Origin of the sequence: Micromonospora sp. CA-240977, assembly GCF_050942285.1 — a bacterium.
Lineage (GTDB): Bacteria > Actinomycetota > Actinomycetes > Mycobacteriales > Micromonosporaceae > Micromonospora.
In genome coordinates this window covers 5,659,792-5,674,170 of record NZ_CP192055.1, presented here as the reverse complement: position 1 = coordinate 5,674,170, position 14,379 = coordinate 5,659,792, and the positions used below count along the sequence as shown (strand labels likewise).

The 14,379-nt window shown below is 73.1% G+C and carries 11 protein-coding genes; 5 read left to right on the top strand and 6 right to left on the bottom strand.

Going from position 1 to position 14,379, the window contains the following annotated elements; all coding sequences use genetic code 11:
* Window positions 1-7 precede the first annotated feature (7 nt).
* The gene (locus ACQPWW_RS25515) at window positions 8-1,801 is read right to left on the bottom strand and encodes a RelA/SpoT family protein (RefSeq protein ID WP_433134560.1); all 1,794 of its coding nucleotides are present in this window, start codon (window positions 1,799-1,801) and stop codon (window positions 8-10) included.
* A gap of 127 nt (window positions 1,802-1,928) precedes the next feature.
* Window positions 1,929-3,683, bottom strand: coding sequence for a DEDD exonuclease domain-containing protein (locus tag ACQPWW_RS25510; protein ID WP_433126037.1), 1,755 nt, complete (start codon window positions 3,681-3,683; stop codon window positions 1,929-1,931).
* Between the two features lie 127 nt (window positions 3,684-3,810).
* Here ACQPWW_RS25510 and ACQPWW_RS25505 point away from each other — a divergent pair, with 127 nt between their 5' ends.
* The 5 genes from ACQPWW_RS25505 (at window position 3,811) to ACQPWW_RS25485 (ending at window position 9,109) form a co-directional block, all read left to right on the top strand.
* The gene (locus tag ACQPWW_RS25505; RefSeq protein WP_433126036.1) at window positions 3,811-5,265 is read left to right on the top strand and encodes an NYN domain-containing protein; all 1,455 of its coding nucleotides are present in this window, start codon (window positions 3,811-3,813) and stop codon (window positions 5,263-5,265) included.
* Between the two features lie 126 nt (window positions 5,266-5,391).
* Window positions 5,392-6,117, top strand: a complete 726-nt coding sequence (locus ACQPWW_RS25500) for a DinB family protein (RefSeq protein WP_433126035.1) — start codon at window positions 5,392-5,394, stop codon at window positions 6,115-6,117.
* A 237-nt stretch (window positions 6,118-6,354) separates the two neighbouring features.
* Window positions 6,355-6,570, top strand: a complete 216-nt coding sequence (locus ACQPWW_RS25495; RefSeq protein ID WP_433126033.1) for a hypothetical protein — start codon at window positions 6,355-6,357, stop codon at window positions 6,568-6,570.
* A gap of 158 nt (window positions 6,571-6,728) precedes the next feature.
* Window positions 6,729-7,988: a M48 family metalloprotease gene (locus tag ACQPWW_RS25490; RefSeq protein WP_433126032.1), complete on the top strand. Its 1,260-nt coding sequence runs from the start codon at window positions 6,729-6,731 to the stop codon at window positions 7,986-7,988.
* Window positions 7,985-9,109, top strand: a complete 1,125-nt coding sequence (locus ACQPWW_RS25485) for a glycosyltransferase family 4 protein (protein ID WP_433126031.1) — start codon at window positions 7,985-7,987, stop codon at window positions 9,107-9,109. The genes ACQPWW_RS25490 and ACQPWW_RS25485 overlap by 4 nt, the downstream gene beginning before the upstream one ends.
* A 156-nt stretch (window positions 9,110-9,265) precedes the next feature.
* Here ACQPWW_RS25485 and ACQPWW_RS25480 read toward each other — a convergent pair whose 3' ends face one another.
* The 4 genes from ACQPWW_RS25480 to ACQPWW_RS25465 all read right to left on the bottom strand — a co-directional run bounded on the left by ACQPWW_RS25480 (window position 9,266) and on the right by ACQPWW_RS25465 (window position 14,366).
* Window positions 9,266-10,924, bottom strand: coding sequence for a putative bifunctional diguanylate cyclase/phosphodiesterase (locus ACQPWW_RS25480; protein WP_433134558.1), 1,659 nt, complete (start codon window positions 10,922-10,924; stop codon window positions 9,266-9,268).
* 79 nt (window positions 10,925-11,003) lie between these two features.
* Window positions 11,004-11,813 (bottom strand): SAM-dependent methyltransferase, encoded by an 810-nt coding sequence (locus ACQPWW_RS25475; protein WP_433126030.1) that lies wholly within the window; start codon window positions 11,811-11,813, stop codon window positions 11,004-11,006.
* 188 nt (window positions 11,814-12,001) lie between these two features.
* Window positions 12,002-12,670 (bottom strand): response regulator transcription factor, encoded by a 669-nt coding sequence (locus tag ACQPWW_RS25470; protein ID WP_007072219.1) that lies wholly within the window; start codon window positions 12,668-12,670, stop codon window positions 12,002-12,004.
* A 7-nt stretch (window positions 12,671-12,677) separates the two neighbouring features.
* Window positions 12,678-14,366: a sensor histidine kinase gene (locus ACQPWW_RS25465; RefSeq protein WP_433126028.1), complete on the bottom strand. Its 1,689-nt coding sequence runs from the start codon at window positions 14,364-14,366 to the stop codon at window positions 12,678-12,680.
* Window positions 14,367-14,379: the final 13 nt, after the last annotated feature.

The window sequence follows — 14,379 nt, the reverse complement described above, 5'->3', positions numbered from 1 at the left end:
GGCCCGGTCACTGTCGATGGTCGACCAGATCGATGAGCTGGCGTACCACGGTGTCCGGTTCGATCACCCGGTCGAAGACCGCGACCAGCAGGGTCTCCAGGTCGGGATAGCCCAACTCCTCGGAGAGGCGCAACAGCGGCAGGTCGCTGGCGAGGCCCCGGTTGTGCTGCCGCAGGGTGAGCCCGATGGTGGCCCGACCGAGACGGACCTTGTCGCTGATCGTGATGCCCGGCTCGGTGTGCTCGGCGAACCACCTGTTGATCTGCATCTGCGCGTGCGGTGACTTGACGAAGCTCAGCCACTCCCGGCGGGGGCCCCGCGAGGCGACGCCGGCCTCGAAGCCGTTGTCGCCGTCGTTCTCGGTGAAGATCTCCACCACGTCGCCCTCGTCCAGCTCCGAGCTCAGCGGGGCCAGCCGACCGTTGATCCGCGCGGCGAGACAGTGGTCTCCCCGCTCGTTGCCCAGCTCGTACGCGAGGTCGACAGGGGTGGCGCCGCCCGGCAACACGACCTGCCGCCCGTCGGCGAAGACCTGGATCTGGCCCTCGGCGAGGTCGCAGCGCAACGACTCGAGGAACTGCGCCGGGTCGGCGGCGGCCGGCTCCCAGTCGAGCACCCGGCGCAGCCAGTCCAACTGCTCGGCGCGGGCCGATGCGCTGCTGCTGCCCGAGCGGGGGAAGCGGAAGTCGGCGGCGATGCCGTACTCGGCGGAGCGGTGCATCTCCTCGGTGCGGATCAACACCTCCACCGTGCGGTCCTGCGGGCCGCAGACGCTGGTGTGCAGCGAACGGTAGAGGTTGTTCTTCGGTGAGGCGATGAAGTCCTTGAAACGGCCGGGCATGGGTCGCCAGGTGCCGTGGATCGCGCCCAGCGCGGCGTAACAGTCGGTGGGCGGGCCGTCGACCACCACCACGATGCGGGGCAGGTCGAACGGGGCGGTGTGGCCGCCGGCGATGGTGTCCTTCCAGATCGAGTAGAGGTGCCGGGGGCGGGGGCTCACCTCGGCGTCGACCCGGCTGCGCTTCAGCGCGACCCGGGCCCTGGTGACCACCGCGTCGAGGTACGCGTCCCAGCCCGGCCGGTCGTGCACGTGCCGGGCCAGCCGGGCGTGCTCGTCCGGCTCCAGGTGCAGCAGCACCACGTCGTCCAGCTCGCGCTTGAGGGTCTGGATGCCCAGCCGGTCACAGAGCGGGACCAGCACCTCCTGGGTCTTGCGGGCGATGCGTTCCCGCGACGACGCCGAGCGCACCCCGAGGGTGCGCATGTTGTGCAGCCGATCGGCCAGCTTGATGATCAACACCCGGACGTCCTTGGCGGCCGCCACGATCATCTTGCGGATCGTCTCCGCCTCGGCGGCCTTGCCGTAGAACGCCTTGTCGAACTTGGTCACCCCGTCGACCAGGTGGGCCACCTCGCCGCCGAAGTCCTCGGAGAGCGCCTGAAGGGTGTAGCGGGTGTCCTCCACGGTGTCGTGCAGCAGCGCCGCGACCAGGGTGGTGGTGTCCATCCCCAGCTCGGCGCAGATCTGCGCCACCGCGAGTGGGTGGGTGATGTACGGCTCACCGCTCTTGCGGAACTGCCCCCGGTGCATGTTCTCCGCGATCGTGTACGCACGTCGCAGCACCGCGGGGTCGGTGCCGGCGTGGATGCCCCGGTGGGTGCGCACCAGTTGCGTGACCGGGTCGGAGTCGGTGGTCGGCCAGCTGAGCAACGACCGCAGCCGGCGGGCGAGCGGCAGCTCACCCGGCTGTGTCGGCAGGGCGCCCCCCAGGGCGGCGCCGTGTCCGGCGTCGACGTCCACGAGGGACACCTCCTCACCCCGGCTCCGCGACGCCGTGACCCGGCGGCGGGAGCAGGCCCACGAATCGGGCAGGACTGCACTTCTCTAACAGACTAAGCGAGTCGACGTAGTCCGATCGGTCAGTTGGTCATGAGCGTTCGGTCGAGAGTTGGTGGGACGCGCCGTTCTCGGCCTTCGCCAGCAGGTCACGGAACCGCCCCGCGCCTCCCACCGGGGAGGACCAACCGGAGGACATCTCGACAAGTCGGGTCTCCGGTCGCTCCAACCAGGACAGGATCCGCTCGGACTCCTCGGCGGTCGCCGCCGGCACCGGGCCGTGCCCGCCCGCCACCGTCTCGGCCGTGGCCCGGATGGCGGTCAGTGTGGGTCGCGGGTGCACGCCGGGCGGGGACACCCCCGCGCCGGCCAGCCGGCCGTGCCGCACCAGCGCCAACTCCCAGCCGCCCCGGGCGGCCGGCCGGGCCGCGGCCAGCTCGACGATCCCGGTCAGCGCGGCCAGCCGCTGCATCCGCACGGTGGCCCGCAGCACCGCGGCCAGCCGGGACCGCACCACAGCGGCCTCCTCGTAGCGCTGGTCGGCCGAGAGCACGTCGATCCGGGCGAGCAGCGCGTCCACCACCGGTTGCGGGTCGCTGGTCGTGGCGGTGCGGAAGGGCCGGGCCGCGCTGTCGTCGTACTCCTCGGGGGTGATCTTGTGCTCGCAGGGCGCCGGGCAGCGACCCAGCTCGGCCAGCGCGCAGGCCGGCGTGACGGTGCGCAGCGAGAGCCGGTGCGTGCACTGGCGCAGCGGCACGGCGTCGTGGAAACCGGCGGCGGCCAGCTCCGCGGCCCGGCGGGAGGTGAACGGCCCGAGGTACGCGCTGTCGGTGGGGGAGAGGTCGCGGACGATCGAGAGCCGAGGATAGGGACCGTCGGTCAGCTTGAGCCAGACCATCCGTTCCGGGTATTTCGACCGCCGGTTGTACGGCGGGGCGTGCGCGGCGATCAGACGCAGCTCGCGGACCTCCGCCTCCAACGAGTGGGCGCACTCCACCGCCTCGACCCGTTCGGCCGCCGCGAGCATCTCGGAGATCCGGGCCCGCTTCTCGCCGGCGGTGAAGTAGCTGCGCACCCGGGTGGCGATGTCGACGGAGGTGCCCACGTAGAGCGGACGGTCGTCGGCCGCCCGGAAGATGTAGACCCCGGGGACCTTGGGCAGCCCCTCGGCCAGGTGCCGTTTGCGACGTTGGGTCGGGGTGACCGCCCGGGCGAACTCGATGGCGTCGCCGATCGTGTCCACCCGGTGCCCGCCGAGCCGACCGATCAGCCCGTGCAGCACGTCGACGGTGGCCTTCGCGTCGTCCAGGGCCCGGTGGCTGGGCTGGGTGGCGGTGCGGAAGTAGGCGGCCAGGGTGCCCAGCTTGCGGTTGGGCACCTCGTCGCGGGTCAGCACCCGGCGGGCCAACGCCGCAGTGTCCAGCACCCGGGGGTTGGGCCAGCGGTAGCCGTGCTTCACGCAGGCCGCCTTCAGAAAGCCCACGTCGTAGGGGGCGTTGTGGGCCACCAGCACCGCGTCGGCCAGGAACTCCAGGAAGCTCGGCAGCACCTGCTCGATCGGCGGCGCCGGAACCAGCATCGCCTGCGTGATGCCGGTCAGCACGGTGATGAACGGCGGGATCGGCTGCCCCGGGTTGACCAGGGTGGCCAGCACCCCCAACTGCTCACCGCCGCGCACCCGGACCGCGCCGATCTCGGTGATGCCACCGCCGTCCGGCGCGCCGCCGGTGGTCTCCAGGTCGACCACCACGAAGGTGGTCGCGTAGAGCGGCAGCGCCGGGTCCACCCCGCCCACCGTCGGGTCGAGACCGGCCAGTGACTCCTGGACGTACTCCGCCTGTGCCATCGGCGGCACGCTAGCGCGCCGGTCCGACACTCCCGTCACAGCCGTCTCAGCGGTCACCATGGGGCTAGGATGAGAGATCGGCTCACTCACCGGGCGGTGGGCCCGGTCGCGGTGGGAGACTTGCCACATGCCCCTCACCGAGCCGTCCGACGACCACCTCCCGCAGGAGGATCTGGTCGCGCTCGACGGTGCTGCGGGCAACCCGGACGACAACGTAGTCAGCGCGACATCAGGGGCATTCGACCCGACGGCGGCGGGCGACGGCGGGGCTGGCGAGCCGGAGCCGACGTTGCCCGAGCCGGTCCGGCAGCGGATCGTGACGCTGACCGCCGCGGTGCTGCCCACCCTGCCCGCCGACGAGGTGCCGGTGCCGTTGCGTCGGGTGGCCAAGTTCGCCCCGAACCGGCGGGCCCGGCTCGGCGCGCCGGTGATCGCCGCCCAGCTCACCGCCGACCCGCTGTTCCGGCAGCGGGTCACCGCCCGGATCCTGGCCGACGCCGGCGACCTGGGGGCCGCCGTCGTCGAGGGCACCGCGCCCGCCGCCGCCGACCCGGTCGAGGTCGCCGCGCTGGCCTACCTGGCCCGGCCGCGCGGCTGGCGGGAGCTGATCGACGCCAGCGGTGCCGCCGTGCGCGCCGAGGCGGACAGCGCTGTCGTCGCCGAGCTGGTCCGGGAGGCCGAGCAGCGGGCCACCCGCGCCGAGCACGACCGGGCGGTGGCCCGGGTCGAGGCGGAGAAGCTGCGCGACGAGCTGGCCCGCGTCCGGGAGGAGCTGGGTCAGCTCCGTGAGGAGTCCCGGCAGGTCGCCCGTAACCTCCGGGAGACCCAGGCCCGCGAGCGCAAGGCCACCGAACTGCTGGCCACCGAGCGTGGCCGGGCCGCGCGCGCCAGCGCCGACGTCGACGCCGAGCTGCGCCGCGCCCGCGCCCGACTCGCCGAGGCGGAGGCCGCCGCCGGGGTGGCCCGGGCCAGCGCCAAGGAGGCCCGCTCGGTCGACGACGCCCGGCTCTGGCTGCTGCTGGAGACCATCGGCCAGGCCGCCGTCGGGCTGCGCCGCGAGCTGGCGCTGGACCCGGTCGACAAACTCCCCGCCGACTTCGTCGCCGACGCGTTCGCCGAGCAGCCGGGCACCGCTCCGGCCAGCCCCGCCGCGCGGGCCCGCGACACCGACGACCCGGCCCGGCTCGACCAACTGCTCGCTCTGCCCCGGGCGCACCTGGTGGTGGACGGCTACAACGTCACCAAGCGCGGTTTCGGCGAGATGTCCCTGGAGCAGCAGCGCAAACGCCTGATCACCGGGCTGGGCGGGATCGCCGCGCAGACCGGCGACGAGGTCACAGTGGTCTTCGACGGCGCCGAGCGGATGCACGGGCTGCCGCCCGCGCCGCGCGGCGTACGGGTGCTCTTCTCCCGCAAGGGCGAGACCGCCGACGAGCTGATCCGGCGGCTGGTCCGCGCCGAGCCGGCGGGTCGGCCGGTGGTGGTGGTCTCGTCCGATCGTGAGGTCGCCGACGGGGTACGCCGACACGGCGCCTACCCGCTGGGCGCCGACTCGCTGTTGCGCCGGCTCGCCCGCTCCTAGCGCCGCTCGACAGCGGCAAGCGCCCGCTGGTCCGAGGAGCGGCACTCTCCTCGAACGGCCCGGCCGGGCGGTTCTGTCGTACCCGGGCGTTAGCCTCGCCGCCGTCGCCGACGGGAGGAAGTCGCAATGACCCAGGACAACGTCAACGTCAAGGTCTTCGTCGACAAGGACCTGCGACGTGCCCGGTTCAACAGGTCGACGCTGGCCGGTGCGGTGATGCGCGGCGTCGATGTGAATGGCCTGGACATCGACGCGCCGTGGCTCGCCGAGGGCACGCTCCTGGTCAACGGCGTCGATATCGCGCCGCTGGTCGAGGCCGAGCTCAACAGTCGGTTCCCCGGGCGCGAGCTTCGGCAGGCCACGGACCCGGACGGCCTGCGCCGGGCATGGGCGGCGCTCGAAGCGGCCTGGGCGGCGGCGGTCGACCGGGCCCGGTCCATGCCCCCGGGCGCGGTCGACGTCTCGATCGACGGGGAGTGGTCGTTCGCCCAGACCCTGCGCCATCTCGCGTTCGCCGCCGACACCTGGCTGGGCAAGGCGATCCTGCGCCTACCGCAGCCCTTCCACCCGTTCGGCCAGCCGAACGTCGAGTACGAGACCGACGGCTTCGACATGTCGATCTTCGCGGCGGAGCAGCCGACGTTCGCCGAGACCCTGGAACTGCGGGCCGAGCGGCAGGCGATGGTGCGCGACTTCGTCGCGGCCGTCACGCCGGACCTGCTCGCCGAGCCTCGACCGGCCGCCTGGTGGCCCGAGCAGCAGGTGTCCGTCCTGCACTGCCTGCACGTGATCTTCGACGAGGAGTGGCAGCACCTCCGCTTCGCCCTGCGGGACCTCGACGCGCAGGAGTGAGTCAGGTAGCCGGCAGCCGCCGACGCCTCCGGCGCCCGTCGACACGAATTCCTTGATGTCGGGTGTTCCGGCCGGTCCGGATGGCCCGATTTCGCTGAACTGGAGTCGATCTCGACCCCAAACGGCCGGTCGGACGGGATTTCTGTCGTACCCGGTGGTTAGCGTCGATGTCACCGATGGTGCTCGGTTGGCGACGACACGGCGCGAGCTGGCACCGCGAGCCGATCAGGAGGGGCAATGCTCATCGACTGTGACGGGTGCGCGAAGCGGGCCGACGGCTGTTCCGGCTGCCCGCTGACCGCCCTGTTCGACGAGACGTCCCCGGCGGCCGGGCTGGTCGCCGCCGAGGTCGAGGCCATCGAGGTGCTCGCCCGGGCCGGCTTCGACGTGGAGGTGCTGGCCGCGCCGGCGCGCCCCGAGGCCCGCCGCCGTGCTGTCCGCCGGATCGCCTGAGCCCCACACCGCGCCCGGAAGCGGGCTCCTCGCGGGCCATAGGATGAGCGGTCACGACGGGAGGACGGCGCGATGAGCGGGACACGACGGGATGACGGCGGGCTCGTCGGCGCTGCGCGCGGCGGCGGCGAAGAGGCGTGCCGCACGGTGGTGTCCCGTTGACCCCGCGCGGGTGGGCGCTGCTGACGCTGGCCGGGCTGACCGTCGCGCTGGTCGTGGTCGCCGCGCTGTTCATCCCGTGGCACCGACCGCCGGCCCCGCGGGCCGACCAGCTCGCCGCGCTGCGTGACCTGCCGGCCGAGCAGGTGGCCAAGGGGCGGGAGTTCCGGGCCGCGTTGCGTCCGGGCGGTTACACAGCGCTCGCCGTGGGGCTTCTTGTCGCTCTCGCGCTCGGGTTGACCCCGCTGGGCAGCCGCCTGGTCGAGCTGGTGGGCCGGCCGTTCGGGGGGCACTGGGCCGCGCAGGCGGTCCTCGGCGGGCTGGCCGTGATGCTCGTCGCCGACCTGGTGACGCTTCCGTTCGCCGCCTGGCGCCAGAGCGTGCTCACCCGCTACGGGTTGAGCACCAACGGCTGGAGTGGCTGGGCGGTCGACCTGCTCAAGTCGTACGCGGTCAGCGCGGTGATCGGCGCGGTGGCGCTTGTCGGCTTCTACGCGGTGATCCGGTTCGCGCCGCGCTGGTGGTGGGCGTTCGGCGCGGCGGGTGCGGCGCTGCTGGTGGTACTGCTGTCGTTCGTGCTGCCGGTGCTTGTGGAGCCGGTCTTCAACAAGTTCACCCCGATGGAGCAGGGCCCACTGCGAACCGAGCTGATGAGCATGGCCGCCCGCGACGGGGTGCCGGTGCGCGACGTGCTGGTCGCCGACGCGTCCCGGCGCACCAGGGCGGTCAACGCGTACGTCTCCGGTCTCGGACCGACCCGGCGGGTGGTCGTCTACGACACGCTGCTGCGCGAGGCGACGCCGGCCGAGGTGACCGCCGTGGTGGCCCACGAGTTGGGGCACGCGAAGGATTCCGACGTGACGGTGGGCACCCTGACCGGTGCGCTGGGTGCCGCGGCCGCTGTGGTGGCGCTCTATCTGCTCGGCTCGTGGGCGCCGCTGCTGCGGCTGGCCGACGTCGACTCGGTCGCCCAACCACGCGCCTTCCCGTTGCTGCTGGCCCTCGTCACGGTGGCCGGGCTGGTCGCCGCGCCGATGCAGGCGCTGATGTCGCGACGGGTGGAGGCGCGGGCCGACGCACACGCGCTCGCGCTGACCCGTGATCCGCAGGCGTTCGAGTCGATGCAGCGCCGCCTCGGTTCGGTCAACCTCGGCGACCCCGATCCGCCGCGCTGGGAATACCTCTACTCGGCCTCGCATCCGTCCACCGTCGAGCGGATGGCCGCCGCCCGCGCGTACGCCCGGGAGGCCGGCCGATGAGCCGCACGCTGCTGATCACCAACGACTTTCCGCCCCGTCCGGGTGGCATCCAGTCCTTCGTGCACAACCTCGCGGTGCGGCAACCGGCCGGCTCGGTGGTCGTCTACGCGTCGAGTTGGCGGGGGGCCGCGAAGTTCGACGCCGACCAGCCGTTCGAGGTGGTCCGGGAGCGCACCCGGGTGCTGTTGCCCACCCCGTTGATCGCCCGCAGGGCGGCGCGGTTGGCGCGCGCGTACGACTGCGACACCGTGTGGTTCGGTGCGGCGGCCCCGTTGGGGTTGCTCGCCGCCGGCCTGCGTCGGCGGGCCGCCGTGCACCGGGTGGTGGCGCAGACCCACGGCCACGAGGTTGGTTGGGCGGCGCTGCCGGCGGCCCGGCCCGCGCTGCGGCGGATCGGTCGGGGTGTGGATGTCACCACCTACCTCGGCGAGTACACCCGCAGCCGGCTGGCGCGCGTGCTGGACGGGGTGACCGAGCTGCGCCGGCTCGCACCCGGGGTCGACGTGGACACGTACCACCCGACAGTGGACGGCGAGCAGGTCCGGGCCCGGCTCGGGTTGACCGACCGCCCGGTGGTGGTGTGTGTGTCCCGGCTGGTGCCGCGCAAGGGTCAGGACATGCTGATCCGGGCGCTCCCGGAGATCCGCCGCCGGGTGCCCGAGGCGGCGCTGTTGATCGTCGGCGGCGGGCCGTACCGGGCGACCCTGGAGAAGCTGGCCCGTCAGACCGGGGTGGAGCGGGACGTGGTGTTCACCGGCTCGGTGCCGTCGGCCGAGCTGCCGGCGCACTACGCGGCCGGCGACGTCTACGCGATGCCGTGTCGCACCCGCAACCGTGGCCTCGACGTGGAGGGGCTGGGAATCGTCTACCTGGAGGCGTCCGCGACCGGCCTGCCGGTGGTGGCCGGTGACTCCGGGGGCGCGCCGGACGCGGTCCGCGAGGGGGAGACCGGTTACGTCGTACGCGGGCGGGACGTCGCCCAGCTCGCCGACCGGGTCGCTCGGCTGCTCGCCGATCGGGACCTGGCCCGCCAACTGGGCGCTGCCGGTCGGGCCTGGGTGGAGCGGGAGTGGCGCTGGGAGGCGCAGGCGGAGCGGATGAGGGCGCTGCTCGCCGGCTGAGCGCCGCCCGCGTTCAGCTCTCCCGGGCGCCGCGGACGAGCATGATCAACTCCGATTCTGTGAAGTCGGGGTGTTGTGGTGCCAGCGATACCCCGACTACCTGAAGCCGGAGTTGATCATGCGCGCCACGGGCCGCCCGCCAGCGGCCGGATGAGGTCAGCGGATGCGGGCCAGGATCCGGTCGGCGGGGGCCGGGCGACCGAAATGCCAGCCCTGGCCGGCGTCACAGCCGATCGCCCGTAGCCGCTCGGCCTGCCCGGCGGTCTCCACACCCTCGGCGGTGACCGTCAGATCCAAGGCGTGCGCCAGCGAGACAAGCGAGGCGAGGATCCGCTCGTCGGTGCGGCCGACCGAGGGGGACCGCAGGCCGGCGACGAACTCCCCGGCGACCTTCAACTCGGTCACCGGCAGGTCCCGGAGGTAGGCCAGGTTGCTGTAGCCGGTGCCGAAGTCGTCGATGGCGATCCGTACCCCGAGGTCGGCCAGCACCCGCAGGGCGCGGACCGGCTCCTCGGCGGTGCTCATCATCGTGCTCTCGGTGATCTCCAGTTGCAGCCGCTCCGGCGGCAGGCCGGTCTGCCGCAGGAGCGCGCGGACCTCCTGCACCAGCCCGGGGCGGTGCACCTGGCGTACCGCAAGGTTGACGCTGACGAACGGCGCGGCGCCGCCACCGGCCGCCCAGGCTTCCGCCTCCCGGCAGGCCTCGGCCAGCACCCAGCCGCCCAACTGGATGATCAGGCCGGTCTCCTCGGCCAACCCGATGAAACTGTCCGGGCGCAGCACCCCCAGCTCCGGGTGACGCCAGCGGACCAGCGCCTCGACGCCGACCAGGCTGCCGTCGCGCAGGGAGGTCAGCGGCTGGTAGTCGAGGTAGAACTCGCCCCGCTCCAGCGCGGCCGGGATGGCCGCGGAGAGCGCGTACCGGGCCAGTTCGCGTTGGTTGCGCTCGGCGTCGTAGAGCGCCCAGCGCGCACCACCGGCGGACTTCGCCCAGTGCAGGGTGCTGTCCGCGGCGCGCATCAGGTCACTGGGGTTGGCGCCGGCCACCTGACGCTCGACGATGCCGATGCTCGCCGAGATCTGCAGCTCGTGCCCGTCGACGAGCGCCGGTGTCCGGACCGCGGCCAGCGCGGTCTCGGCCAACGCCACCATGTCGTCGGTGCCGCCGGTGCGTTGCACCAGGATGACGAACTCGTCCCCGCCGAGCCGGGCCACCAGGTGCTCGCCCATCGCCTCACACAGCCGTTCGGCCACCGTGACCAGCAGCCGGTCACCGACCTGGTGCCCCAGCGTGTCGTTGACGACCTTGAAGCGGTCCAGGTCCAGGAAGCACACCCCGACCCGCTGCGCGCCCCGGCCGGGTTCGTTGAGCGCCGCGGTGAGCCGCTCGGTGAACAGCGTCCGGTTGGGCAGCCCGGTGAGCGGGTCGTGGGTGGCCTGATGCCGGAACCGTGCCTCGCTGGCGCGCAGCGCCCGCTCGGCCTGCGTGCGGGCCCGCATGGCGGCCCGGCGAATCGACTCCTGCTCGTCGAGGGTGCGGTCGCGCAGCGCGCGGGCGTAGCCGGTCGCCACGGCCGCGAGCAGTCGGGCCATCCGGTCCTCGACCTCCTCGGCCACCAGGCCGAGGTCGCGCACCAACCGGAGCTGGATGACCTCGACGGTACGACCCAGCCCCTCCGCGGAGGCGATGTGCGCGGCGACCAGCTCGGCACCGACCCGGTGCCCGGCCCGCAGGTCGAACGGCTCCGTGAGCAACGCGCCGGCCAGTTGCCCGGTGAGCCGGTCCAGCATGGTTTCCAGCTGGGCCTGGGTCATCGGCAGGTAGCTGGTGCCGGAGACCGCCTTCGCCCAGGCGCGGGCGAACGTGCCCGGACGGGAGGCCGCGTCGGGCGGCTCAGCCACCGAGTCGCCCGACGCCGCCCATGAAGACCGCGCGTTCGGCGTCCTCCGCGCTCTCCGGGGTGTCCGGTCGCCACTGGGGCACCCACACCACGCCGGGGTCGAGCAGCTCGAACCCGTCGAAGAGGGCGGTCAGCTCAGCCCGACCGCGTATCCACAGGGGATTGTCGGTGCGTTGGTAGACCCGCTCCGCCTCGGCGCGTTCGTCGCGGCTGCGCCCGTCGTCGCTGGCCTGTGACAGCACCAGATAGCTGCCGGGGGCCAGGGCGTCACGCAGCGTGCGCAGCAGCTCGGCCGGTCGGTCGTCATCCGAGACGAAGTGCAGGACGGCCACGACCATCACGGCCACCGGTTGGCTCAGGTCGAGCAGCTTGCGGACATCCGGGTGGGCCAGGATCGCCTCCGGGCGCCGCAGGTCCTCCTGCACCACCACCGCCCGCTCGTTGCCGGCGAGGATCTCGCGGCTGTGCGCCACCGCCACCGGGTCGACGTCCACATAGACCACCCGCGACCGCGGGTCGAGCCGCTGGGCGATCTCGTGCACGTTGCCGACTGTCGGAATGCCCGAGCCGATGTCCAGGAACTGCCGGACCCCGGCCTCGGCGAGGTGGTGCACGGCCCGGCGCAGGAACGCCCGGTTGGCCTGGGCCATCAGTGGCGCCTCCGGCACCGCCGCGACCATCGCCTGCGCCGCGGCGCGGTCCGCGGCGAAGTTGTGCGAGCCACCGAGGTAGTAGTCGTACATCCGCGCGACGCTCGGGCGCTCGATGTCGATCGTGTCGGGTGCCCAGTCCGGCCGCTGCATGCGATTCACCCCTCGAGTCCGCGACGCGGGCGTCGTCGCCCGCGCGGGTATTGTGCACCCGCCACGCACGCCAGACCATAGCGTGCGGGAGGTTGCCCGCCGACGTTTGTCGATGCGCGACGGTCCGCGCTGGCCGAAGCTGGCGCGGACCGTCGGTCGTGAGGTCCCGCTGCGCGAGCGGGGGCAGATCAGAACTTCGGCGCGTCCGGTGCTTCGAGCAGGCCGAGCCGCAGAGCGGTCATCAGCGCCTGGGCCCGGTTGGCCGCGCCGAGCTTCTCGTAGAGCTTGGAGATGTGCGTCTTGGCCGTGGACTCGCTGACGAACAGCTGCTTGGCGATGCCGGCCACGCTCATCCCGTCGGCGAGCAGCCGCAGCACCTGCCCCTCGCGGGGGGACAACTGCGGGCCGGACGGCGCGAGCCGGCGCTTCATCGCCTCGGCCAGGTCGGCGGCGGTGAACGCGCTGGGGGAGGAGGCGGCGTGCCGCGCGGCGGCCACCACCTCGTCGGCCGGGGCGGTCTTCGGCACGAAGGCGCTCGCACCGGCCTCCAGGGCACCGAAGAGCTGGTCGTCGCCGGCGTACATGGTCAGCACCACGATGCCCATCGACGCGCTGGACTTGCGCAGCGCGCGGGTGGCCTCCAGGCCGCTGCCGTCCGGCAGCCGCAGATCCATGATCACCACGTCCGGCTGCAGGGCGCCGGCCTGGCGTACCCCCTCTGCCGCCGTGGCGGCCTCACCGACGACCTCGAACTGCCGGTCGCGCTCGAAGGCGTGGCGCAGGCCCTTACGAATCAGGTCATGATCGTCAACAAGGAGGACCTTGGTGCGGGTGGCCGGTGTCGGACTTGTGGTCATCCTCGGGTTACTCCCCTTCTGGTGCTGCGCTGTCGCGCACGTTATCTCGGCGGGACGAGGTGCCGACAACCACAGCCACGGTCGTGCCACTGGGTTGCCGCGGCCTGATCTCCAACCGGCCCCGGATACGTTCCGCCCTCTCGGCCATGATCGCAAGACCGTACCGTCCGTCGGGGCGCTGGTCAGCCATCCCCTGACCGTCATCCGACACTTCAATTTGCGCGTACGGGGGGTCGACCTCGCACGTGACCCACAAATTCGAGGCGCCGGCGTGCTTGCGCGCGTTGGTCACCGCCTCCTGGGCGATGCGCAGCAACTCGGCCTCGGTGGCGGCCGGCAGCCGGGCGGTGGACTCGTCAAGCGAGAGGTGCACCCGCAGTCCGCCGGACGCGCCAACGGTGCGCGCGTACTCGGCGATGGCAGCGGCCAGCCCGCCCTGCCGGTCCACCTCACTGCGCAGCTCGAAGAGGCTCAGGCGCAGCTCGGTGATCACCCGGGTCACCTCGCCGCGCAGCGTACGCAGGGCCTCGGCGGTCTCGTCGGCGTCGTCGAAGACGGTGGCCATGGCGTTGTCGATGCCGTAGCCGACCATCACCAACTCCTGCGCCACCCCGTCGTGGATCTCCCGGGCCAGCCGCTGCCGTTCCTCGTTGGTGGCCAGCGAGCGCACCTCGTCGAAGAGCAGCGCCGCCTCCAGCCGCAGCGCGGCCGGGCGGGTCAGCGCGGTCACCCGGGACACCACCGGCGGTGGGTACGCGTGCGCGGCGTCCGCCTCCAGCACCACCAGCCCCACCGTCCGCACCCCGGCGACCAGCGGAACGATCAGCGCGGACACGTCCGGGCCCCGGTGCGAGCGGGACTGCGAGCGGGCGGCCGTCGTGGCCTGCTGGCTGGCCCAGGCGTCCGCGATGGCCGAGTCCGCGTCCAGCGTCGTCTCCCAGTCCACCCGGTCGACGCCGGACTGGGCGAGCACCACGAGCCGGCCTCCGCCGCTGGCCGACAGCACCGCGCCGCGGTCCGTCTGGGCCACCGTGCGCAACTCCTCCAGCAGGTGCTCGGAGATGCCGCCCGGGTCCAGGGTGGCGCCGGGCAGCTGGCGGGCCACCGTCCGCAACTGGGTCAGCAGCCGGGTCGCCTCGGCGTACGGCTGGGGTTTGCCCTCGCCGCGGACCACCATCACCCGGTGCAGGGTGCCGGCGGCGTAGAGCCCGAGCGCCGCCAGGATCAGCCACTGCGCGCAGACCGCGAGGTAACCCGGCTGGCCGAGCTGGAGCTTGCCACCGACAGTGGTGAGCGCACCGCTGACCAGCAGGGTGGCGGCGGTGACAGCGAGCAGGGCGGCGCCCTCGCGGAAGCGGCGACGCAGCGCGGTGACGGTCACCGGGACCGCCAGGTAGGGCAGCACCGCCGAGGCGCCGAGCCCGTCGACAGTGCCGATCGACGCCACGGCGGCCACCTGGCTCGCGGCCAGGCCCAGCACCAGCACCTCGGCCACCCGACTCAGCGGGGCGATCAGCCGGTGCTGGGGGGCCAGCAGGGACGGGAGCCCGGCCACCGCCAGCAGCGCGATCCACCACAGTTGGGTGACGTCGCGGGTGGCGAACAGGGTCAGGATGGCGATCAGCGCCAGCATCACCAGGCGGGCGGCCGCGGCGAGGGGATGCGGGTGCGGTGCGGTGGCTGTGGATGCGGGCACGTGACGGATGGTA

Bases quoted from the DNA above. Each gene is read 5' to 3' on its own strand.
- ACQPWW_RS25485 (WP_433126031.1), top strand. From the start codon at position 7,985: ATGAGCCGCACGCTGCTGATCACCAACGACTTTCCGCCCCGTCCGGGT.
- ACQPWW_RS25500 (WP_433126035.1), top strand. From the start codon at position 5,392: ATGACCCAGGACAACGTCAACGTCAAGGTCTTCGTCGACAAGGACCTG.
- ACQPWW_RS25505 (WP_433126036.1), top strand. From the start codon at position 3,811: ATGCCCCTCACCGAGCCGTCCGACGACCACCTCCCGCAGGAGGATCTG.
- ACQPWW_RS25480 (WP_433134558.1), bottom strand. From the start codon at position 10,924: ATGACCCAGGCCCAGCTGGAAACCATGCTGGACCGGCTCACCGGGCAA.
- ACQPWW_RS25470 (WP_007072219.1), bottom strand. From the start codon at position 12,670: ATGACCACAAGTCCGACACCGGCCACCCGCACCAAGGTCCTCCTTGTT.
- ACQPWW_RS25510 (WP_433126037.1), bottom strand. From the start codon at position 3,683: ATGGCACAGGCGGAGTACGTCCAGGAGTCACTGGCCGGTCTCGACCCG.
- ACQPWW_RS25475 (WP_433126030.1), bottom strand. From the start codon at position 11,813: ATGCAGCGGCCGGACTGGGCACCCGACACGATCGACATCGAGCGCCCG.
- ACQPWW_RS25495 (WP_433126033.1), top strand. From the start codon at position 6,355: ATGCTCATCGACTGTGACGGGTGCGCGAAGCGGGCCGACGGCTGTTCC.